The sequence below is a fragment of the Streptomyces sp. ADI95-17 genome (genome assembly GCF_003846175.1).
GTDB lineage: Bacteria > Actinomycetota > Actinomycetes > Streptomycetales > Streptomycetaceae > Streptomyces > Streptomyces sanglieri.
This window is the reverse complement of sequence record NZ_ML123047.1, coordinates 589,173-608,957: the sequence shown is the minus strand read 5'-3', so window position 1 is coordinate 608,957 and position 19,785 is coordinate 589,173. Positions and strand designations below refer to the sequence as shown.

General features: G+C 68.9%; 20 protein-coding genes and 1 pseudogene. 9 read left to right on the top strand and 12 right to left on the bottom strand.

The features are described from left to right. Positions 1 to 90 precede the first annotated feature (90 nt). A complete protein-coding gene (locus tag EES42_RS21745) occupies positions 91 to 1,272 on the bottom strand; it encodes a globin domain-containing protein (RefSeq protein WP_124719906.1) in 1,182 nt (393 codons plus the stop codon). A gap of 325 nt (positions 1,273 to 1,597) precedes the next feature. Here EES42_RS21745 and EES42_RS21740 point away from each other — a divergent pair, with 325 nt between their 5' ends. Together EES42_RS21740 and EES42_RS21735 are read left to right on the top strand one after the other, a co-directional pair. After that, the gene (locus tag EES42_RS21740) at positions 1,598 to 2,125 is read left to right on the top strand and encodes a DUF2269 domain-containing protein (RefSeq protein WP_124719905.1); all 528 of its coding nucleotides are present in this window, start codon (positions 1,598 to 1,600) and stop codon (positions 2,123 to 2,125) included. 5 nt (positions 2,126 to 2,130) lie between these two features. Continuing rightward, positions 2,131 to 3,000: a GNAT family N-acetyltransferase gene (locus tag EES42_RS21735; RefSeq protein ID WP_206433529.1), complete on the top strand. Its 870-nt coding sequence runs from the start codon at positions 2,131 to 2,133 to the stop codon at positions 2,998 to 3,000. Between the two features lie 17 nt (positions 3,001 to 3,017). Here EES42_RS21735 and EES42_RS21730 read toward each other — a convergent pair whose 3' ends face one another. Further along, on the bottom strand, positions 3,018 to 3,443 hold the full coding sequence (locus EES42_RS21730; protein WP_124719904.1) for a GlcG/HbpS family heme-binding protein: 426 nt from the start codon (positions 3,441 to 3,443) through the stop codon (positions 3,018 to 3,020). Positions 3,444 to 3,565: 122 nt separating this feature from the next. Further along, positions 3,566 to 4,777 carry an MFS transporter gene (locus tag EES42_RS21725; RefSeq protein WP_124719903.1) on the bottom strand — a complete coding sequence of 404 codons (1,212 nt, stop codon included), beginning with the start codon at positions 4,775 to 4,777 and terminating at the stop codon, positions 3,566 to 3,568. A gap of 141 nt (positions 4,778 to 4,918) precedes the next feature. Between EES42_RS21725 and EES42_RS21720 the strand changes: the two genes are divergently transcribed. Both EES42_RS21720 and EES42_RS21715 read left to right on the top strand, forming a co-directional pair. Next, positions 4,919 to 5,386, top strand: coding sequence for a MarR family winged helix-turn-helix transcriptional regulator (locus EES42_RS21720; RefSeq protein WP_124719902.1), 468 nt, complete (start codon positions 4,919 to 4,921; stop codon positions 5,384 to 5,386). A 73-nt stretch (positions 5,387 to 5,459) separates the two neighbouring features. Beyond that, positions 5,460 to 5,912 carry a GNAT family N-acetyltransferase gene (locus EES42_RS21715; protein ID WP_124719901.1) on the top strand — a complete coding sequence of 151 codons (453 nt, stop codon included), beginning with the start codon at positions 5,460 to 5,462 and terminating at the stop codon, positions 5,910 to 5,912. Between the two features lie 228 nt (positions 5,913 to 6,140). On the opposite strand, the gene EES42_RS21710 is transcribed toward EES42_RS21715, so the two are convergent. The 3 genes from EES42_RS21710 to EES42_RS21700 all read right to left on the bottom strand — a co-directional run bounded on the left by EES42_RS21710 (position 6,141) and on the right by EES42_RS21700 (position 9,458). Continuing rightward, positions 6,141 to 7,517 (bottom strand): serine hydrolase domain-containing protein, encoded by a 1,377-nt coding sequence (locus tag EES42_RS21710; RefSeq protein WP_124719900.1) that lies wholly within the window; start codon positions 7,515 to 7,517, stop codon positions 6,141 to 6,143. Positions 7,518 to 7,626: 109 nt separating this feature from the next. Beyond that, complete coding sequence (locus EES42_RS21705) at positions 7,627 to 8,904, bottom strand: hypothetical protein (RefSeq protein WP_124719899.1); 1,278 nt, start codon at positions 8,902 to 8,904, stop codon at positions 7,627 to 7,629. A gap of 41 nt (positions 8,905 to 8,945) precedes the next feature. Then, the gene (locus tag EES42_RS21700; RefSeq protein WP_124719898.1) at positions 8,946 to 9,458 is read right to left on the bottom strand and encodes a SigE family RNA polymerase sigma factor; all 513 of its coding nucleotides are present in this window, start codon (positions 9,456 to 9,458) and stop codon (positions 8,946 to 8,948) included. Between the two features lie 125 nt (positions 9,459 to 9,583). Between EES42_RS21700 and EES42_RS21695 the strand changes: the two are divergent. After that, a pseudogene (locus tag EES42_RS21695) lies at positions 9,584 to 9,772 on the top strand (transposase); the annotation flags it as partial. Positions 9,773 to 9,895: 123 nt separating this feature from the next. On the opposite strand, the gene dnaB reads toward EES42_RS21695, so the two are convergent. Continuing rightward, complete coding sequence (gene dnaB / locus EES42_RS21690; RefSeq protein ID WP_206433546.1) at positions 9,896 to 11,356, bottom strand: replicative DNA helicase; 1,461 nt, start codon at positions 11,354 to 11,356, stop codon at positions 9,896 to 9,898. Positions 11,357 to 11,833: 477 nt separating this feature from the next. Between dnaB and EES42_RS21685 the strand changes: the two genes are divergently transcribed. Continuing rightward, the gene (locus EES42_RS21685; protein WP_124719896.1) at positions 11,834 to 13,171 is read left to right on the top strand and encodes an MATE family efflux transporter; all 1,338 of its coding nucleotides are present in this window, start codon (positions 11,834 to 11,836) and stop codon (positions 13,169 to 13,171) included. Between the two features lie 161 nt (positions 13,172 to 13,332). Here the strand turns inward: EES42_RS21685 and rplI are convergent, their stop codons facing one another. From rplI to rpsF, 4 genes are all read right to left on the bottom strand, one after another. After that, positions 13,333 to 13,779, bottom strand: coding sequence for a 50S ribosomal protein L9 (gene rplI / locus EES42_RS21680; protein ID WP_124719895.1), 447 nt, complete (start codon positions 13,777 to 13,779; stop codon positions 13,333 to 13,335). An 18-nt stretch (positions 13,780 to 13,797) separates the two neighbouring features. Further along, positions 13,798 to 14,034 carry a 30S ribosomal protein S18 gene (rpsR, locus tag EES42_RS21675; protein ID WP_003967857.1) on the bottom strand — a complete coding sequence of 79 codons (237 nt, stop codon included), beginning with the start codon at positions 14,032 to 14,034 and terminating at the stop codon, positions 13,798 to 13,800. A gap of 43 nt (positions 14,035 to 14,077) precedes the next feature. After that, positions 14,078 to 14,692, bottom strand: a complete 615-nt coding sequence (locus EES42_RS21670) for a single-stranded DNA-binding protein (protein ID WP_124719894.1) — start codon at positions 14,690 to 14,692, stop codon at positions 14,078 to 14,080. 74 nt (positions 14,693 to 14,766) lie between these two features. After that, positions 14,767 to 15,057: a 30S ribosomal protein S6 gene (gene rpsF, locus EES42_RS21665; protein ID WP_072487610.1), complete on the bottom strand. Its 291-nt coding sequence runs from the start codon at positions 15,055 to 15,057 to the stop codon at positions 14,767 to 14,769. A gap of 276 nt (positions 15,058 to 15,333) precedes the next feature. Here rpsF and EES42_RS21660 point away from each other — a divergent pair, with 276 nt between their 5' ends. The 3 genes from EES42_RS21660 (at position 15,334) to EES42_RS21650 (ending at position 18,173) form a co-directional block, all read left to right on the top strand. Next, positions 15,334 to 15,648, top strand: a complete 315-nt coding sequence (locus EES42_RS21660; RefSeq protein ID WP_124719893.1) for a hypothetical protein — start codon at positions 15,334 to 15,336, stop codon at positions 15,646 to 15,648. Positions 15,649 to 15,874: 226 nt separating this feature from the next. Further along, positions 15,875 to 16,993, top strand: a complete 1,119-nt coding sequence (locus EES42_RS21655; protein ID WP_124719892.1) for a lipid II:glycine glycyltransferase FemX — start codon at positions 15,875 to 15,877, stop codon at positions 16,991 to 16,993. Positions 16,994 to 17,141: 148 nt separating this feature from the next. Then, positions 17,142 to 18,173 (top strand): alanine racemase, encoded by a 1,032-nt coding sequence (locus EES42_RS21650; protein ID WP_124719891.1) that lies wholly within the window; start codon positions 17,142 to 17,144, stop codon positions 18,171 to 18,173. Between the two features lie 76 nt (positions 18,174 to 18,249). On the opposite strand, the gene EES42_RS21645 is transcribed toward EES42_RS21650, so the two are convergent. Continuing rightward, positions 18,250 to 19,749: a glycosyltransferase family 87 protein gene (locus tag EES42_RS21645; protein WP_124719890.1), complete on the bottom strand. Its 1,500-nt coding sequence runs from the start codon at positions 19,747 to 19,749 to the stop codon at positions 18,250 to 18,252. Positions 19,750 to 19,785 lie beyond the last annotated feature (36 nt).

Sequence of the window (19,785 nt, the reverse complement as noted above, 5' to 3'; positions counted from 1 at the left end):
CGGGTCCGGTGGTCCGGGTCCGGTGGTCCGGGTCCGGTGGTCCGGGTCCGGTGGTCCGGGGCTGCGGTGGCGGCCGCGGCTGCGCCGTGGTCAGGCAGGGCCGGTCGCGGCCAGTCCGTCGAAGAAGTCGTGCCGGATGCGCTCGGCCGGCATTCCGATGCCCCGGAGCACGTCCACCCCGCTGCGGATCATGCCGGGCGGGCCCGAAAGATAGGCCTCGTACTCGGGCCACGGGCCGCACTCCCGCACCGCCTCGGGCAGCAGCCCCCGCATCAGGCCTCCCCCCGTTCCCGGGCCCGTGGAGACCACCGGCCGGACCGCGAGCCAGGGATAGGTCCTCTGGAGCCGCATCATCGTGTCGATGTCGTACAGGTCGTGATCGCTGCGTGCCCCGTAGAAGACCTCCACCGGGCGCCGGTCGCCGTGCTCCGCGACGTCCTCGACGAGCGCCTTGATGGGTGCGATGCCCGTGCCTCCGCCCAGGCAGAGCAGACCATTGTGGGTGGAGTGGTCGACCGTCATCGAGCCCGTGGGAGGGCCGAGGCGCAGGATGTCCCCGGGCCGGGCCCGGTGCACGAGGGCGTTGGAGACCCAGCCGGCCGGAACCGCCTTGATGTGGAAGGTGAGCAGGCCGTCGGGACGGGGTGCCGAGGCGAAGGAGTAGTGCCGCCAGTTCCGCGGCCACCACGGGGTCTCGACGGCCGTGTACTGACCGGCTAGGAAGGGGTAGGCCTGGCCGGGGCGGAGCGTGAGCACCGCTATGTCCCGGGTCCTGAGATCGTGGGACACGATCTCCGCGTACCACCAGGCAGGGGCCCGCTGTTCGTCCTCGGCGGCTGCGTCGATCATGATCTGCGATATCGCGGTGTAGGCGCGCACCCACGCAGCTTCGGTCTCCCCGTCCCAGGTGGTGGTCGCGTAGCGGCTCAGCGCGCCCATGAGCGCCTCCCCCACCGCGGGATAGTGCACGGGCCGCGTGCCGTACTTGCGGTGGCCCCGCCCCAGTTCGCCGAGGTACTCGGCCAGTGCCCGCGGATCGTCCAGCCGATCGGCCGCGGTGAGGATCGCCCGGAGGAGCCGGTCGCGCTGGACGTCCATCGCGACCGGGAACAGTTCCCTCAGCTCCGGGTGGCGCACGAAGAGCAGCGCGTAGAAGTACGAGGTCGCCTGGTCCGCGACGGGCGAGATCTCGGTCAGGGTGCGATGGATCAGGATCGCGTCGGCGGACCTGCCCGTTCCGTCTTCGGTCCACCCGGTGGCCGGAGCATCCATGCTGTGCCTCGCCTCGTACGTCTCGTGGTCGCCTTACGCACCAGCACGGCCCGTGGTCCCCCTGCCCGCGAACGCGGTCCGGCCCCGCTGACGGCCCGTCGTACGGCCACCGCCCGCGACCCCCCGGCCCAGCATGCCTTGCGCCGGACACGGGCGGGTCGTGAACCGATGACCGGCGCCCATGAGCGCATCAGCACCGGGCAGACAGAAACCCGCCCTGGCAGGGAAGCCCACAGAGGAACACGTGCTGTACGCCGAGGCTAGTACGCGCGATTACTCCCGTCGTCAGACGCCCGATCGCCTCGCTCCCGGCACCGTGTTTCACGTGAAACCACTCAAACGCTCCGCCCGCCGAAGCCTCCTGGTGGCGCATGTCGCGGTATCCGTGAGCTGGCTGGGACTGACCGTCGGACTGCTGACGCTCGGAATCGCGGCCTTCTCCACCGGGGACCCGGCCACCGCACAGGCCGCCACCCGCGCCATGAAGATCTTCGGGGACTGGCTGATCGTGCCGATCGCCCTGTTCTCACTGGTCAGCGGCCTCGTCCTGGCACTCCGCACGCCATGGGGGCTGGCCAGGCACCGGTGGGTCTGGACGAAGTTCTGGCTCACTCTGATCACCGTGGCGCTGTCCGTCTTCTCCCTGCGGCCCGGCATCGACGAGGCTGCGGCACGAGGGGCCGTCGACATCGACCTGGTGGTCGCACCATCGGTAGCGACGGCGACGTACCTCTTCGTCACCGCGATATCGGTACTGAAACCCTGGGGACCGACCCGGCGCGGCCGGCGGCTGCGCCGTTCGTCCGGAGTCGGTAAAGGGGTGGACGAGCGAACATCGGGTCGTACAGCCTGACCTTCATGCCCAGCTCACTGCCCCTTCCGATCACCGAACTGCCTGTCCGGCGCCTCACACCGGGCGACCTGGTCGCCTGCGCCGATCTCAGCGAAGACCGTGGCTGGCCACGCGATGAGCACAGATGGGGCCTGCTCCTCGCCGCCGGAACCGGCTACGGCGTGGACGACCCCGAGGGCAAGGGCCTGATGGCCAGCTGCGTGGTGACCTCCTACGGCCCCCGGCTGGCCGCCATCGGCATGGTGCTCGTCGCGGAGCGCTACGCGCGGCAGGGAGTCGCGCGGCAGCTGATGCACCATGTGCTCGCCGAGTCCGGGGACACACCACTCAGCCTCTACGCGACAGCCGCGGGGCAGCCGCTCTACGAACAGCTCGGCTTCTCGGTCGTGGGCCACGCCCAGCGGGTCACCGGCTTCTTCCGGCCGGCCGGCGGCAGGCTCCCGGCCGTGACCGTCCGCCCGGCCACGGCGGAGGACCTGCAGGCCATGGTCCGGCTGGATGCGGATGTCTTCGGCGCCGACCGGACCCATGTCCTCGCCCGGCTGCCCGCGTACGCCGACCACATCCGGGTGGCGCAGGACGGAGGACGTCTCATCGGCTACGCGGCCGCCTGGCCGAGCGACCGGACGCATGCGGTCGGCCCCCTGGTCGCGCGCGACACCGCCACGGCCCGGGCGCTCGTCTCCTCGCTCGCGGAGGCGACGGACCGGCCGCTGCGCGCGGACATCGACGCACGCCATACCGAGCTGCTCGACTGGTTCGAGGAGTGTGGCCTGCGGTCCGACTCCACGACCGCGGTGATGGCACATGGAGCCTCGGACCTGCCTGGCGACTGGACCCGTCGCTACGCCCCGCTGACCGTGGCAATGGGCTGACCGCCGACGCGAGCGCTTCAGGCGAGCGACCGTACTGCGGCCGTCGCGAAGCCGTGGTCCTGGTCGGGGGCGCCCCCGCCGACACCGATGGCGCCTATGAGCCGGCCGCCGCGGTGCACCGGAACGCCACCGGCTATGAAGAGCAACGGCCGGTCGAGGGCGGTGGGCAGGGTGTGGAAGAGCCCGCCGGGCTGGACCGCGTCGACCAGGTCTGCCGTGGGGGCATTGAGCTGAAGGGCCGTGTACGCCTTGCGGGTGCTGGTCTCGCCGGCGATGAGGACGGCCCGGTCGTCCCGCCGGAAGGCCAGCAGGTGACCGCCCGCGTCGAGGACGGTGACGGCGACCGCGACATCGGCGGCCTCTGCGGCGGCACGGGCCGCGTCGATGAGCGCTTCGGCGTCCTGGGTGGTCAGCGGGGCGACGGCGACAGTGGTGGTGCTCATGGGGGGTGACTCCTTGGTGCGCTGTGGTGCGATGAGGTTCTGTGTGGTGCGGTTCTACGCGGTGAAGCGTGGTGCGGTTCTGCGTGGTGCGGTGGGGCCTGCTTGTCGCTCTGTGAGCGGGGTCAGTTCCGGGACGCGGGGGTCAGGGCCGGCTCGGGGCTGTGCCGGGCGACGAGCCGGCTGGGCGTGACCGTGCGGCGTTCCAGCGCGCCGGAGACAACCGCGAGGGCCAGGGCGGAGGCAGCCAGTGCTGCGCCGACCCAGTTGGGCGCGGTGTAGCCGAGACCGGCCGCGATGACGATGCCACCGAGCCACGCCGAGAGCGCGTTGCCGAGGTTGAAGGCGCCGATGTTGGCCGCGGACGCGAGGGTCGGGGCACCGGCCGCCTGGTCGAGCACCCTCTTCTGCAACGGCGGTACGGTCGCGAAGCCCAGGCCACCGATCAGCACGATGGTGACCGCTGCGGCGATCTTGTTGTGCGCGGTCAGGGTGAACAGGGCAAGGACCACGGCGAGGGCGCCCAGCGACACGTACAGCAGGGGCATCAGGTGACGGTCGGCGAACTTGCCGCCGATCAGATTGCCGCCCACCATGCCCAGTCCGAGAAGGACCAGCAGCCAGGTGACGGACGAGGTGGAGTATCCGGCGATCTCGGTCATCATCGGGGTGATGTAGGTGATCGCGGCGAAGACTCCGCCGAAGCCCAGCACGGTCATCCCCATGGCGAGCAGGACCTGCACATTGCGGAACGCGGCCAGTTCGTCGCGGAGCCGCACGCCTTCGTTCCGCGGCTGTTCGGGGACGAGCCTGGCGACACCGAGAAGTCCGACGACGCCGATCGCGGCGACGACGAAGAACGTGGTGCGCCAGCCGACGCTCTGCCCGATGTAGGTGCCCAGCGGTACGCCGACGAGATTGGCCACGGTGAGGCCGGTGAACATCATGGCGATCGCGCCGGCCCTCTTCTGGGGAGCGACCAGGTCCGCCGCGACGACCGTTCCGATGCCGAAGAAGGCACCGTGGGCGAGCGAGGCGATCACCCGGCCGACGAGCATCACGCCGAAGACCGGGGCGACCGCGGAGACGACGTTGCCCAGGACGAACAGCCCCATGAGCAGTACCAGCATGCGTTTGCGGGTGACCCTGGTCCCGAGGGCCGTCATCAGCGGGGCCCCGAGGACGACGCCGAGGGCGTAACCCGTGACGAGGAATCCCGCGGTGGGGATCGAGACCTGGAAGTCCGCGGCAACCTCGGGGAGCAACCCCATGATCACGAACTCGGTGGTCCCGATACCGAATGCCCCGATGGCGAGGGCCAGAAGCGCCAGCGGCATGGGTTTCACCTTCCCTGAAGATTGCGTCTGCGCCTTACGAGCGTCCACAATAATTGCAGACGCCGATTAATTGCAAGCGCGGGCTATTGCGATAGTCGCCTATCCTGGAGGCAAGCGGCTCCGACACGGAGGAGAGACCCCATGACAGCGACAGACCCCGCACTCACCGCCCTCTCCCAGGGCTGGTGCGCTCTCTCCTTGCTCCACGGAAAGATCGAGGCCCGTATCGAGCGGGCGCTGCAGTCCGGGCACGGGCTCAGCGTGCGGGAGTACTCCCTGCTCGGCGTTTTGAGCAGGCAGCACAACGGCCCCGGCGGGCATCTCCAGATGAAGCAGGTCGCGGACGCGGTCGTGCTCAGCCAGAGCGCCACCACCCGCCTGGTCACCCGCCTTGAGGACCGCGGACTGCTGACGCGGTATCTCTGCGACACCGATCGCCGCGGCATCTACACCGATGTCACCGAGGCCGGCCTGGCCCTGCTCGACGAGGCCCGGCCGACCAACGACAGCGCGCTGCGTGCCGCGCTGGACGAAGCCGCGAAGAACCCCGAACTGGCCCCGCTGGTCGAGGCCGTCGAAGCGCTGAAGGTCCCCGTAGCGGTCGCGTGAGCCGCCCGGCCTCGGCCCGTCCGGGCCCGCCGGGCCCGTGCACCGCCCGGCCGGTCTGCGTACCCTGCCGATCATGAGTGATCTGGAGATACGCCCTGCCACCCTCACCGACATCCCGGTGATCGTTGCCATGCTCGCCGACGATCCGCTGGGCGCCCGGCGTGAGTCGCCGGACGATCTCGCCCCGTACCGCACCGCGTTCCAGCGACTGGCGGACGACCCGAACCAGCACCTGATGGTCGCCGTGCGCGAGGGCCGCGTCGTCGGCACCCTGCAACTGACGGTGATTCCCGGGCTTTCCAGGCGCGGCTCGACCCGCTCCGTCATCGAGGGCGTACGCATCCACGCCGACGAGCGAGGCAGCGGCCTCGGCACCCTGCTGATCGAATGGGCAGTGAACGAATCCCGGCGCCAGGACTGCCAGTTGGTGCAGCTGACGTCCGATGCGACCCGGACCGATGCCCATCGCTTCTATGAGCGGCTCGGGTTCACCGCCAGCCATGTGGGCTTCAAGCTCGCCCTCTGACCGCAGCCGGGATCCGAGGGCGCCCGTGGGATGTCGCGCCGGCCCGGCGAATGCTGTCCGACATCGGCCGGGATGCTTCCGCCGCGATCGAGGCGGAAGCATCCCGGCTTTAGCGATGGGCGGGTCAGGCCGGGGTCACTCCACGCTTCCGCGCCCCGCTGGAACGGGAGTTGACGGCCTGGGCCGACCCGCGCTCCGCCGTTTCACGTGAAACATGACGCCCGATCCTCACAGACCCCGCCAGCCGCCCTCGTCCACACCGCCAGGAACGGCTGCCGCCGGGTCGTACGGCTCCCGCGTGAAGACGAACGACCCCAGGTCCAGGTGGTTCACGCTGCCGTCGCTGTTACGGACCACGCGCAGCGTCTCCCCCGCGTAGTAGCCGTCGAGACCGGTCCAGGTGCCGTCCGGCTGAGCGGTGAACCGGGCGCCGCGGCCGACGCCTTGCAGGGGTCCAAGCTCCAGCCCACCGTCCGGGGCCATCCGCAGAACGTTCGCGCGCGTGCCCCAGTACCAGGGACCGGTCAGCGCGAGCAGTTCGGCATCCACCTCCGGCAGCGGGCGCCAGGGTTCCGGGATGCGGGGCTCGGCCTCGGCCACGATGTCCACGAGGTCGGCTGCGACACCACCGACCATCAGGCCCGCCGTCGTGTTGGTGAGCACGACGGCCGCCACATCGTCCTCGACGCCGATCCACAAGGCGGCCAGGAATCCGGGCAGCGAGCCCGTATGGCCGATCAGCGTGCGGTTGCCGCTCCGCACCACCTGGAGGCCCAGACCGTAACTGGACTGCCAGTCACCAAGCTCGCCGGGCGCGGACGGTTCACGCATCTGCTCCACGGAGGTGGTACGGAGCACCCGGTCGTCGCCCTCGGCCAGGAAGGCCGCGAAGCGCAGTAGGTCATCGGTCGTGGACCAGAGCTGCCCTGCCGGAGCCATCAGTCCGAGATCCTCGGCCGGTTCGGGCAGCATGACGTCGGCCCAGGGGTGCACGGCCCAGCCGCCCGCGTGCGGCGCCTGCGGCTGGGGGCCGGTGCGGTGCATGGCGAGCGGTTCCAGGATCTCGCTGCGGAGCACCTCCGCCCAGCTCGCCCCGCGCACCTTCTCTACCAGTGCGCCCAGCAGCGTGTAGCCGGGGTTCGAGTAGTGGTGACGGTGCCCCGGACTGTGCATCCGCGTCTGCTCGCCGAGTACGTCGGCCAACTCGGGCCGCAGCGTGCCCGGGGTCCGCTCCCACCAGGGCGCGGGCGACTCGGCACCGAGTCCCGCACTGTGCCCCAGGAGTTGATGGATCGTCACCTCGCCGACCCCGGTGCCCGGGAGATGCTTCTCCAGCGGATCCTCCAGGTCCAGCAGCCCCTCGTCACGCAGACGCAGCACCAGCACCGCGGTGAAGGTCTTGGTGAGAGAGCCGATCCTGAACTGCGTGTCGCCGTCCGGGGCATGTCCGTCCACACAACTGCGGGCACCGCTCCAGACAGTCTGCCCCTGCCTCCGGACGGCGGCGACGAGCGAGGGCGCCCGGCCCTCCCACTGAGCGGTGGCGATGCGGTGCAGCAGGGCGCGCTGCGTCCCCGGAAGCAACTGTTCGGCTGAGTAGGTCATGCTCAAACAACTACCCGCAGAACCGGGCGGAGGCGAGCCCATTTCCCCCGGACTCCACCCGAGGGCGACTACTCATGATTCGGGGCCAGCAGGCGCGTTGCCCACGGCCCTACTTTCCGGCCCACTTCCCGCTCGTAGCGATCGACTTCAGCTGCTGCATGGTCAGCGCGGGTGTCTGCCGTGTGGCCTTCGTGTTCTGGGACCCGGAGTTGAACGCGGACACCACGACCCGGAGGCCGTCCGTACGGATGGTGTCGGCGGTCCACATCACCACGCCCGCGCCGCCCTTCTCGCCCGGGCCCTGATGCGTGACGACCTTCGTCCCGTCCGGCAGCACCTCCGCCCCGGCCCCGAACAGCTGCCCCTCCACGTCCGACATGTCCGGCTGCACGTTGATCTGCACCAGGCTCGCGCCCTTGCCGTCATTCACGACGACGTACGCGAATCCATCGTCACCGCGCTCGGAGACTACCTTCGCGGACGCAGGCAGCAGCGACTTGAGCTTTCTCAGGATCGCCCGGCCGTCCTGCCCCTGCGCCGACGGCTGCCGTACCGGCTCCGGGGCCGCCTTTCCCAGAGCATTCATCACGGGCCGCCACTCGTCGGAGATGACGAGTCCCTTCAACTGCCCAACAGTGAGCGGTGGTTCGGCCCGTGAAACGGCGGCGTCCTTCTCTGCGGGCGCGTTCCACTCGCTGGCATCGACCGTGTATCCGTCGGGGGTCACGAGATAGGCGTGCCACCGCTTGGTGTCCACGCGCTTGTCAGGGTATTCGTACCCGCGCAACACCATCAGGCGCGAACCGTCGGCAAGCGTCTCGTTCCGGCAGGAGTCGTACGGCACGAAGACCTTGTCGGGGCATTCGAGCTGTTGCTCCGCCTCCGTGCCGTCCGGGTCGATGGCACCGACGCTCACGCCGATCGCGGCTTTTCCCTTGCCATCGTCGAAGACGAGCTGCGCCGATGGCCCGAACGGGTCGGCCGTACCGCGCCCTGCCCGCCCGCTGACCTTCCCCTCCGGCAGCAGCCCCTCCAACCTCTCGATCACCTGCTGCGCCGAGAGCTGCGGCCCCTTGCCGGGCGACGACTTCGTCGAAGGGCTGGTCTCCTGCGCCTTCGGCTGCGCGGCCACGCCCGCCCCGCCCTGCCCTGAGCCGCCGCCGAACGCCCCTGTGGTGTACGACGCCCCGAGCCCCACGACGGCGAGCGCCGCGACGCTGCCGGTCACGGCCCCGACCCGCCTGCGCCGCAACGCCCGCCGGCCGCGCACGACGCCGCCGTCCACCAGCGGGCGCCCCTCCACGGAGAAGACTTCCCCGGTGCGGCGTAGCGCGTCACCGAGCCCGCCTTCGAACGCGTCCAGGTCCTCCTCCTGCGTTCCAGACATGCCAAACCACCACCATTTCTCGTAATAGTCAGTCGGGCTGATCAGTGCGCGGCGAACTCTCCGATGTTGTCGCCCAGTTGCGCCCTCAGTCGGGCGAGTGCACGGGTGCTGCGGGTGCGTACGGCTGCGGAGCTGACGTTGAGGACGTCCGCAGTCTCCGTGACGGACCGGTCCTCCCAGTACCGCAGTACGACCACCGCCCGGTCCTTCGCCGGCAGCTTCCGCAGCGCGTCCAGGAGCATGAGCCGCAGCGAGGCGTCACCCTGCGCGGCCGTCTCCGAGACCTCGGGAATCTCGTCGCTCGGCCGCTCTCCCGACGAACGCCGCCGCTGGTGCGCCAGAAAGACACGCACAAGAACGGTCTGCGCGTACGCCGCCGGATTGCCGAGCTTCGACGACCTACCCCACACCACATACATCCGCCCCAGCGTCTCCTGCACCAGATCCTCGGCGAGATAGGTGTCGCCGCTGGTCAACAGGCACGCCGAACGGAAGAGATGCCCCATGCGGGCCGCCGCGAACTCCCGGAAGGCACTCTCCTGGGACCGTCTCATCCGCCGCCCTCCCCCTTGGCCAGTCACCTACACCATTTAGATGCGGTGGGGACGGCGGGATGTTTCACCCGAGGTGCTTCCTCTCTCCCCGAACTCATCGGCGAGCAGTTCCCGCACCCCCGGAACAGGGGCCCACCCCCATACCAAGACGGCGGGCGGTCGAGCGGACCTACGGCCGGCTCATGCTCTGCCGCCGCCTGGCCCGCGACTACGAAACCCTGCCCACCCGCTCCGAAGCCATGATCCACCTCGCCATGACCGGCCTCATGGCCCGCCGCCTCACCGGCGAAGCCGCCATCTCCTGGCGCGACCCGACACCACAGACCAAACAGCAGATCCCGGGACAAAACACTGGGAGAAAACGACCTCTGGGCAACGATGGACCGCAGGGCGGGATCGAAATCGGCGAAGAGCAGCCTCGCCGACTCCAGGCGCGGTCAGGTCTGCGCCATGTCCACGAAGCGCGAGTAGTGGCCCTGGAAGGCCACCGTGATCGTCGCCGTCGGACCGTTACGGTGCTTGGCCACGATCAGGTCGGCCTCGCCGGCACGGGGGGACTCCTTCTCGTACGCGTCCTCGCGGTGCAGCAGGATCACCATGTCGGCGTCCTGCTCGATGGACCCGGATTCACGCAGGTCGGAGACCATCGGCTTCTTGTCCGTGCGCTGTTCGGGACCACGGTTCAGCTGAGAGAGCGCGATGACCGGAAGCTGAAGCTCCTTGGCCAGCAGCTTGAGGTTTCGGGACATGTCCGAGACTTCCTGCTGGCGGCTCTCGGCTCGCTTGGAGCCGCCGGACTGCATCAGCTGCAGATAGTCGATGACCACGAGCTTGAGGTCGTTGCGCTGCTTGAGACGACGGCACTTCGCCCGGATCTCCATCATGGAGAGGTTCGGGGAGTCGTCGATGTAGAGCGGTGCGGCCGAGACATCAGGCATCCTGCGGGCCAGCCGCGTCCAGTCCTCGTCGGTCATGGTGCCGGAGCGCATGTGGTGCAGCGCCACCCGGGCCTCGGCGGAGAGCAGACGCATCGCGATCTCGTTGCGCCCCATTTCGAGGGAGAAGATCACGCTGGGCAGATTGCTCTTGATCGAACAGGCCCGCGCGAAGTCGAGAGCCAGCGTGGACTTACCCATGGCGGGACGGGCGGCGATGACGACCATCTGGCCCGGGTGCAGGCCGTTCGTCAGGGCATCGAGGTCGGTGAAGCCGGTCGGCACTCCGGTCATCTCGCCGCTGCGCGAACCGATCGCCTCGATCTCGTCGAGCGCGCCCTCCATGATGTCGCCGAGCGGCAGATAGTCCTCGCTGGTGCGCTGCTCGGTGACCGCGTAGATCTCGGCCTGCGCGGAGTTCACGATGTCGTCGACATCGCCGTCCGCCGCGTATCCCATCTGCGTGATCTTCGTGCCGGCCTCGACGAGCCGCCGCAGGACCGCCCGCTCATGGACGATCTCCGCGTAGTACGAAGCGTTGGCCGCGGTCGGTACGGACTGGACGAGGGTGTGCAGATACGGCGCCCCGCCCACCTTGGTGATCTCGCCGCGCTTGACCAGTTCGGCCGCCACCGTGATCGGGTCGGCCGGCTCGCCCTTGGCGTAGAGGTCGAGGATCGCCTGGTAGACGGTCTCGTGCGCGGGGCGGTAGAAGTCGTGGCCCTTGATGATCTCCACGACATCGGCGATGGCGTCCTTGGACAGGAGCATGCCACCGAGGACCGACTGCTCGGCATCGAGGTCCTGGGGCGGCACCCGCTCGAAACCGGGCGATCCGCCCTCCCAGCCGCCACTCTCCCTGCCGCGTTCGTGCTGCTCGCCGCGGTCCCTGCCCTCGCCGCGGCGCTGCCGGGAAACGGGCAGACGGTCGCTGGGACCGGTCTCGGCCCAGGGGTCGTCCAAAGGCTCGGGAATGCTCACCGGGCCACCTCCTCCCGTCCGCTCCGCGGACCTCGCCATGCCACTCTTTCTTACGGCACAGCACCGACAAACAAGACGCCCGACTCCGGTTCCGGCGGGTCGAGTTCTGAGTGGTTCCGGGTCCGGAACGGGGTGCGGGCGCCGGTCCACGGTAGGCCGCTCGGCACCGTCAGCCAATCTGGTTATCCACAGGGCATGTGGACGACCGACCAGATGCTGTGGAGAACTCCGCAGATCCTGTGCACGGAGCGGGGGACAGCGCTGTGGACAAACTCATAACACCTACACCATCACCGCTCTGACCTGGCCTTTCCCCATCCACGGCCTGTGGGGGAGAAAAACTTTCCGAGTCAGCACAAGATCACGACAAACGGCCCACGGGAGAACGCCGAGCGTGAGCAAATGTAAGGACTACTAAGCCATTGCATCTATTACCTGTGGAAGATTAGATTGACCCCCATGGCCCAGGCCCCGGCGCCCCCGCCACCCAGTCGTCGACGGCACGACCGCGAGATCATCTCGCTCGCCGTACCCGCCTTCGGCGCACTCGTCGCCGAGCCGCTCTTCGTCATGGTCGACAGCGCCATCGTCGGACATCTCGGTACCCCGCAGCTGGCCGGCCTGGCCGTCGCCGCCGCCCTGCTGACCACTGCCGTCAGCATCTTCGTCTTCCTCGCCTACGCCACCACCGCGGCAGTGGCACGGCGGGTCGGGGCGGGTGATCTGGCCTCCGCGATCCGGCAGGGCATGGACGGCATCTGGCTGGCGATCCTGCTGGGCATCGCCGTCATCGCCGTCACCCTCCCCACGGCCCCCTGGCTGGTGGATGTCTTCGGCGCCTCCGACACAGCAGCCCCCTACGCGATCACATATCTGCGGATCTCCAGCCTCGGCATCCCGGCCATGCTCGTGGTGCTGGCAGCGACCGGCGTTCTCCGCGGGCTCCAGGACACCAGGACCCCGCTCTACGTCGCCATCGGAGGCTTCGCCGCCAACGGCGCCCTCAACGCGGGACTGGTCTACGGCGCCGGCCTCGGGATCGCCGGATCGGCCTGGGGCACCGTGATCGCACAGGTCTCGATGGCCGTCGCCTATCTGATCGTGGTGGTACGGGGAGCCAGACGTCACGGCGCCTCACTGCGTCCCGATGCCGCAGGTATCAGGGCCAGCGCCCAGGCCGGCGTACCACTGCTGGTCCGCACGCTGTCGCTCCGCGCAGTGCTGATGATCGCCACGGCCGTTGCCGCCCGCCTCGGCGACACCGAGATCGCCGCGCACCAGATCATCCTCTCGCTCTGGAGCCTGATGGCCTTCGCTCTGGATGCCATCGCGATTGCCGGTCAGGCGATCATCGGCCGCTATCTGGGAGCCGATGACGCCAAGGGCGCCCGCGAGGCATGCCGTCGCATGGTTCAGTGGGGCATCGTCTCAGGGATGGTGTTCGGAGCACTGATCGTCCTCGCCCGACCGCTGTTCGTTCCCTTGTTCACCAGCGACCGGGCCGTACAGGACACCCTGCTCCCGGCGCTGCTGGTGGTGGCGCTGTCCCAGCCGATCGCAGGAGTGGTCTTCGTCCTGGACGGAGTGCTGATGGGTGCCGGCGACGGGCGGTACCTGGCCTGGGCCATGCTCGTCACTCTCGCGGTCTTCGCCCCGGTCGCCCTGCTGGTACCGGTGATCGGTGGTGGCCTGACGACGCTGTGGTGGGCGATGGCCCTGATGATGACCGTCCGCATGGTGACGCTCTGGCTGCGCACCCGCTCCGGCAAGTGGATAGTCACCGGGGCCACCCGCTGAGCCACCCGCCGTGTTCCTGTTTCACGTGAAACAGGAGAACCGAGGAGCCGTTCGACACCACTCGCCGCCGCTCAGCACCGCTGGAAACCACGGCGAAACCCACGACGAAGGGCCGCACCCCGTAGGGTGCGGCCCTTCAACTGCTCAGGTGAGCTGTGCCCTTAGGCAGCAACGACCTCGATGCCGAGGCTCGCAGCGACCTCGGGGTGCAGACGCACGGACACCTGGTGTCCGCCGAGCGTCTTGATCGGCGAGCCGAGCTCGACGCGACGCTTGTCGACGTCGGGGCCACCGGCAGCCTTGATCGCCGAGGCGATGTCGGCCGGGGTCACGGAGCCGAAGAGACGGCCGGCGTCGCCGGAGCGAACGGCCAGACGGACCTTCACGGCCTCGAGCTTGGTCTTGATCTCGTTGGCCTGCTCGATCGTGGCGATCTCGTGGATCTTGCGGGCGCGGCGGATCTGCGCCACGTCCTTCTCGCCACCCTTGGTCCAGCGAATGGCAAAGCCACGCGGAACCAGGTAGTTACGGGCGTACCCGTCCTTGACGTCGACGACGTCGCCAGCAGCACCGAGGCCGGAGACCTCGTGGGTGAGGATGATCTTCATGATTCGGTCACCCTTCCCTTATCGCGCGGTGGACGTGTAGGGCAGCAGCGCCATCTCACGGCTGTTCTTGACTGCCGTGGCGACGTCACGCTGGTGCTGCGTGCAGTTGCCGGTGACGCGGCGGGCACGGATCTTGCCGCGGTCGGAAATGAACTTCCGCAGCATGTTCGTGTCCTTGTAGTCCACGTACTGGGTCTTGTCCTTGCAGAACGCGCAGACCTTCTTCTTAGGCTTGCGCACAGGCGGCTTCGCCATGGTGTTTCTCCTGTGTGATCAAGAAGTGGGGGTACGAGCTGCCCTAGAAGGGAGGCTCGTCCGAGTAGCCGCCGCCAGAGCCGCCGGAACCGCCGGAGCTTCCGCCCCAGCCGCCTCCGCCGCCCTGCTGACCCCCGCCCTGCTGACCGCCGGACGGCGCGCCAGTGGCCCACGGGTCGTCGGCGGGAGCGCCGCCGCCACCCTGCTGGCCACCGCCACCGGGACCGCCGCCCCAGTTGCCGCCGCCCTGCTGGCCACCGCCGTATCCACCCTGGCCGCCCTGACCACCGCGACCGGTGGTCTTGGTGACCTTGGCCGTGGCGTTCTTCAGGCTGGGGCCGACTTCCTCGACATCCAGCTCGTAGACCGTGCGCTTGACGCCCTCGCGGTCTTCGTACGACCGCTGCTTCAGCCGGCCCTGCACGACAACGCGCATGCCTCGCTGGAGCGACTCGGCGACGTTCTCCGCCGCCTGCCGCCAGACCGAGCAGGTGAGGAACAGGCCTTCGCCGTCCTTCCACTCATTGGTCTGCCGGTCGAAGATGCGGGGAGTGGACGCGACACGGAACTTCGCGACCGCCGCACCGGACGGGGTGAAGCGCAGCTCGGGGTCGTCGACGAGATTGCCGACGACCGTGATGACGGTCTCGCCTGCCATGGATGAACCTCTCGGCGGGGATTGCTTCTGGCTGCTTGCTGCTACTCGAACCCGATGACCACTGAGCTAGATGCTCAGTGGGACTCGGGACGGAGGACCTTGGTCCGGAGGACCGACTCGTTCAGGTTCATCTGGCGGTCGAGCTCCTTGACGACCGCAGGCTCGGCCTGCAGGTCGATGACCGAGTAGATGCCCTCGGGCTTCTTCTTGATCTCGTAAGCGAGACGACGACGGCCCCAGGTGTCGACCTTCTCGACCTTTCCGTTGCCCTCACGGACGACGGAGAGGAAGTTCTCGATCAGCGGGGAGACAGCGCGCTCCTCGAGATCGGGGTCGAGGATGACCATCACCTCGTAGTGACGCATGTGGAACCCACCTCCTTTGGACTCAGCGGCCACGGTCGTTCCGTGGCAGGAGGGTCGTGATGCGTGAGCATCAGTGTCTCCGAGTAAAACAGCCGCCACTGACAATGCCCTCCATGGAGAGGGGCTGCCGTGCTGGCCTGGGCAGACACCGGTGCAGACCGTACAGAGTACCTGCACAACGGCTTCCGGTTGAAATCCGGTGGTCAGGAGACGCAATCTGGACACATCGGGTGTGAGCGGCGCCACCACGCGCCCCATTCGGCCAGGAGGTACTCCATGGCACAGGCAATACGACCCCGTCCCCCCGTTTCCCTACTCGCCACGGACGGCAAGACCCATCCGCTCCAGGAGACCCTGGTGGCGGTGACGCTGATCCTCGGTGTGCTCGCCTTCATCACGGCGATGTTCCACAACCTGCATCTGATCAGTTCGTGGGCCGGGCTCATCGGAATCCTCACAGGCGCGTACGGGCAGTATGTCTCGGTGACCACCCGCGAACGGTTCCCGCTGATCATCGGCATGGGCGCGGCCGCCATCGGGTTCTTCCTGGGCATGGCCCACGGCGGCCTCTTCGGCGGCGTGGTGGGCTGAATCGCGACATACACAGCAGTCACAACCGGACAAGCGGAGCGGCGCGGGAACCTCACGGGGTCTCCGCGCCGTTCCCCGTAGGAACGGACCCGGCAACCCGGGTCGCGACGGCGGCGGAGCGGCAAGGCCATAGGGCCAGACGGCGTGCTCGTCGGCCACAGTAGGCTTCGGCGCGAGAGCCGGAGCCCCTGACCGATGGGGACACACCTGCCGAGGAGCGCCCCGCATGAGCCTGACCCTGAGGACCATCAGCCGAGAGCAGCATCTGGCTTACATCCAGAATCTGCCCGCGGCGAGTCACATGCAGGTCCCGGCATGGGCAGATGTGAAGGCCGAGTGGCGCTCGGAGAGCCTCGGCTGGTTCGACGGGAACGGACAGCTCGTCGGCGCCGGCCTGGTGCTCTACCGGCAGCTGCCCAAGATCAAGCGGTACCTCGCCTATCTGCCCGAGGGCCCGGTCATCAACTGGTACGCCCCGAATCTGGACGACTGGCTGCGGCCGATGCTGGCGCACCTCAAGCAGCAGGGCGCCTTCTCCGTGAAGATGGGCCCGCCGGTCATCATCCGCCGCTGGGACGCGGCCGCCATCAAGTCGGGCATCCAGGACCCGGAAGTGAAGCGCCTGCGCGACGTCGAGGCCACCCACATCGAGCCGCGTGCCTTCGAAGTGGCGGACCGGCTGCGGAAGATGGGCTGGCAGCAGGGCGAGGACGGCGGCGCCGGATTCGGTGACGTACAGCCGCGCTACGTCTTCCAGGTGCCGCTGGCCAACCGGTCGCTCGAAGACGTCCACAAGGGCTTCAACCAGCTGTGGCGACGCAACATCAAGAAGGCCGAGAAGGCCGGCGTCGAGGTCGTCCAGGGCAGCTACGCCGACCTCGCCGAGTGGCAGCGGCTGTACGAGATCACGGCGGAGCGCGACCACTTCCGGCCGCGTCCGCTGGGCTACTTCCAGCGCATGTGGACGGCCCTCAACAATGAGGACCCGAACCGGATGCGGCTGTACTTCGCCCGGCACGAGGGCGAGAACGTCGCGGCCGCGACCATGCTGATCGTCGGCGGGCACGTCTGGTACTCCTACGGCGCCTCCGCCAACCACAAGCGCGAGGTCCGGCCCTCGAACGCGATGCAGTGGCGAATGCTGCGCGACGCGTACGCCATGGGGGCCACGGTCTACGACCTGCGCGGCATCTCCGACTCGCTGGACGAGACCGACCACCTCTTCGGTCTGATCCAGTTCAAGGTGGGCACCGGCGGCCAGGCGGCCGAGTACCTCGGCGAGTGGGACTTCCCGCTCAACAAGCTGCTGCACAAGGCGCTCGACATCTACATGTCGCGCCGCTGACCCGCGTCGCACCGCAGGCGTCGCACCGCTGTTACGCCTCGCTTGTTACGCGTCGCCCCGCTGACGAAACCGGCTTCATTGGTTTCAATGGGGCTTCGGCTTCACACACCTCCCACACAGCAGCCACCAGAAGGGTTCCGGACCGGCCATGGCGCTCTCCCTCTACGTCGACACCGCGCGCTGGCGGGCGCACCAGAAATCCGTCCTCGACCAGTTCCCCGGTCTCGTACCGGTCTGCAAAGGCAATGGATACGGCTTCGGCCACGAGCGGCTGGCCGACGAGGCCATCCGCTTCGGCTCCGACATGCTCGCCGTCGGGACCACCTACGAGGCGGCCCGCATCAAGGACTGGTTCAGCGGCGACCTTCTGGTCCTCACCCCGTTCCGCAGGGGCGAGGAGCCGGTGCCGCTGCCCGACCGTGTGATCCGCTCGGTCTCCTCCGTGGACGGCGTGCACGCCCTGGTGGGCGCTCGGGTCGTCATCGAGTGCATGAGCTCGATGAAGCGCCACGGCGTCAAGGAGGAGGAGCTCGGGCAGCTGCACGCCGCCATCGAGGACGTACGGCTCGAAGGCTTTGCCCTGCACCTGCCGCTGGACCGCACGGACGGCTCGGACGCGGTCGAGGAGGTCATCGGCTGGATGGACCGGCTGCGCGCGGCCCGGCTGCCGTTGCACACCATGTTCGTCAGCCATCTGCGCGCCGAGGAGCTGGGCCGGCTCCAGCAGCAGTTCCCGCAGACCCGTTTCCGCGCCCGTATCGGTACCCGGCTGTGGCTCGGCGACCACGAGGCGACGGAGTACCGGGGTGCCGTCCTGGACGTCACCCGCGTGGCCAAGGGCGACCGCTTCGGCTACCGCCAGCAGAAGGCCGCCTCGGACGGCTGGCTGGTCGTCGTCGCCGGCGGCACGTCGCACGGCGTGGGCCTGGAGGCCCCGAAGGCCCTGCACGGCGTGATGCCGCGCGCCAAGGGAGTCGCCCGCGCGGGCCTGGCCACTGTCAACCGCAACCTGTCGCCGTTCGTCTGGGCGGGCAAGCAGCGCTGGTTCGCCGAGCCGCCGCACATGCAGGTGTCGATCCTGTTCGTCCCGTCGGACGCCCAGGAGCCGAAGGTCGGCGACGAGCTGGTCGCCCATCTGCGCCACACGACCACCCAGTTCGACCGCCTCGTCGACCGGTAGTACGACCGCTGATCGGCCGGTACGGCCGATCCAGCCGGGTCCGGAGCCGGGCCTTTCCCAACGGGGGGCCCGGCTCTCAGTCTGCGACCGGTCCGCGCGCCCCTCCCCACTCCACCCGCGGCCCTTCCACCGCCGGGTGGGCATACCGCGCCGGATGCGCCGCCCGCCCCAGCACGAACACGTCCGGGGCCCCGTCGAGCACCCCGCCGGACGGGTCGTCCGACCCGTCGCGCCGTACGACGTCCCGCTCCGGCTTGAGGATGTCCCGCACGACCACGGCGCAGAGGTACAGCGTGCCCAGCAGATGCAGGGCGATCGCCAGCTGGTACCCCTCGGTGGGCAGCCCCTGGTGCTTGTCCCCGCTCGTCGTGTACGCGAGGTACATCCAGATCCCCAGGAAGTACATGACCTCGCACGCCTGCCAGATCAGGAAGTCGCGCCAGCGCGGCCGGGCCAGTGCGGCCAGGGGGATCAGCCACAGCACGTACTGCGGCGAGTAGACCTTGTTGACGAGGATGAACGCCGCGACGACGAGAAAGGCGAGCTGCGCGAACCGCGGCCTGCGCGGTGCCATCAGAGTGAGCGCGCCGATCGCCGCGCACAGCAGGACCGTCGTCAGCGTCGAGACCGTGTTGACGGTCGAGACCTCGATGCTCTCGCCGGTGCGCTGGGTGATGATCAGCCAGAAGGAGCCGAAGTCGATGCCCCGCTCCTCGCTGAACGTGTAGAACTTCTTCCACCCCTCGGGCGCGAAGGCCATCACCGGCAGATTCACCACCAGCCAGGACACCGCCGCCCCGAGCGTCGCCATGCCGAACTCCCGCCACTTGCCCGCCCGCCAGCACAGGACGAACACCGGCCCCAGCAGGAACACGGGATAGAGCTTGGCGGCCGTGGCGAGCCCGATGAGGATGCCGAACGCCAGCGCCCGTCCCCGGGACCACATGAGCATCGCCGCGGCCGTCAGCGCGACGGCCAGCAGGTCCCAGTTGATCGTCGCGGTGAGCGCGAAGGCGGGCGCGAGGGCGACCAGCAGCCCGTCCCAGGGGCGGCGCCGGTGCGTACGGGCGACACAGACGGCGATGATCACGGCGCAGATCATCAGCATGCCCGCGTTGACCATCCAGTACATCTGCTCCTGGTGCTGAATGGATCCGCCCGGCGTCAGCCAGGCGGCGATCTGCATGAACACACCCGTCAGGACGGGGTACTCCAGGAACTGCATGTCGCCGGGCAGCCGGTCGAAGTACGGCACCAGGCCGTCGGAGAATCCACGGGCGGCGAAGAGGTGCGGAATGTCCGAGTAGCAGGCATGCGTGTACTGCGAGCCCGCGCCTCTGAACCAGGCCCAGTTGTAGCAGGGCAGCTTCTGCACCATGCCCAGCGCGAACATCCCGAGGGCCACCAGCGCGATGGCGCCCACCGGCGTGAGGGCCGTGCTGCCGAGCCGTGTCCAGCGCCCCGACCGCCCGCCGATCAGCTCGCTGCCGGCCGCGGCGACCTCGTCCTGGTGCGTGGGCCGTACGACCGACCGTTCCTCGTGCTGGTGCACACTCGTGTCTTCTGCGCTTGGCATGCCGCTCATCCTGCCGTACGGGACTGTGGAAACGAC

Bases quoted from the DNA above. Each gene is read 5' to 3' on its own strand.
- EES42_RS21715 (WP_124719901.1), top strand. From the start codon at position 5,460: ATGAGTGATCTGGAGATACGCCCTGCCACCCTCACCGACATCCCGGTG.
- EES42_RS21705 (WP_124719899.1), bottom strand. From the start codon at position 8,904: ATGTCTGGAACGCAGGAGGAGGACCTGGACGCGTTCGAAGGCGGGCTC.
- EES42_RS21730 (WP_124719904.1), bottom strand. From the start codon at position 3,443: ATGAGCACCACCACTGTCGCCGTCGCCCCGCTGACCACCCAGGACGCC.
- rpsF (WP_072487610.1), bottom strand. From the start codon at position 15,057: ATGCGTCACTACGAGGTGATGGTCATCCTCGACCCCGATCTCGAGGAG.
- EES42_RS21700 (WP_124719898.1), bottom strand. From the start codon at position 9,458: ATGAGACGGTCCCAGGAGAGTGCCTTCCGGGAGTTCGCGGCGGCCCGC.
- rplI (WP_124719895.1), bottom strand. From the start codon at position 13,779: ATGAAGATCATCCTCACCCACGAGGTCTCCGGCCTCGGTGCTGCTGGC.
- EES42_RS21745 (WP_124719906.1), bottom strand. From the start codon at position 1,272: ATGGATGCTCCGGCCACCGGGTGGACCGAAGACGGAACGGGCAGGTCC.
- EES42_RS21670 (WP_124719894.1), bottom strand. From the start codon at position 14,692: ATGGCAGGCGAGACCGTCATCACGGTCGTCGGCAATCTCGTCGACGAC.
- EES42_RS21660 (WP_124719893.1), top strand. From the start codon at position 15,334: ATGGCACAGGCAATACGACCCCGTCCCCCCGTTTCCCTACTCGCCACG.
- EES42_RS21725 (WP_124719903.1), bottom strand. From the start codon at position 4,777: ATGCCGCTGGCGCTTCTGGCCCTCGCCATCGGGGCATTCGGTATCGGG.
- EES42_RS21645 (WP_124719890.1), bottom strand. From the start codon at position 19,749: ATGCCAAGCGCAGAAGACACGAGTGTGCACCAGCACGAGGAACGGTCG.
- EES42_RS21735 (WP_206433529.1), top strand. From the start codon at position 2,131: ATGCCCAGCTCACTGCCCCTTCCGATCACCGAACTGCCTGTCCGGCGC.
- EES42_RS21710 (WP_124719900.1), bottom strand. From the start codon at position 7,517: ATGACCTACTCAGCCGAACAGTTGCTTCCGGGGACGCAGCGCGCCCTG.
- rpsR (WP_003967857.1), bottom strand. From the start codon at position 14,034: ATGGCGAAGCCGCCTGTGCGCAAGCCTAAGAAGAAGGTCTGCGCGTTC.
- EES42_RS21720 (WP_124719902.1), top strand. From the start codon at position 4,919: ATGACAGCGACAGACCCCGCACTCACCGCCCTCTCCCAGGGCTGGTGC.
- EES42_RS21685 (WP_124719896.1), top strand. From the start codon at position 11,834: ATGGCCCAGGCCCCGGCGCCCCCGCCACCCAGTCGTCGACGGCACGAC.
- EES42_RS21650 (WP_124719891.1), top strand. From the start codon at position 17,142: ATGGCGCTCTCCCTCTACGTCGACACCGCGCGCTGGCGGGCGCACCAG.
- EES42_RS21655 (WP_124719892.1), top strand. From the start codon at position 15,875: ATGAGCCTGACCCTGAGGACCATCAGCCGAGAGCAGCATCTGGCTTAC.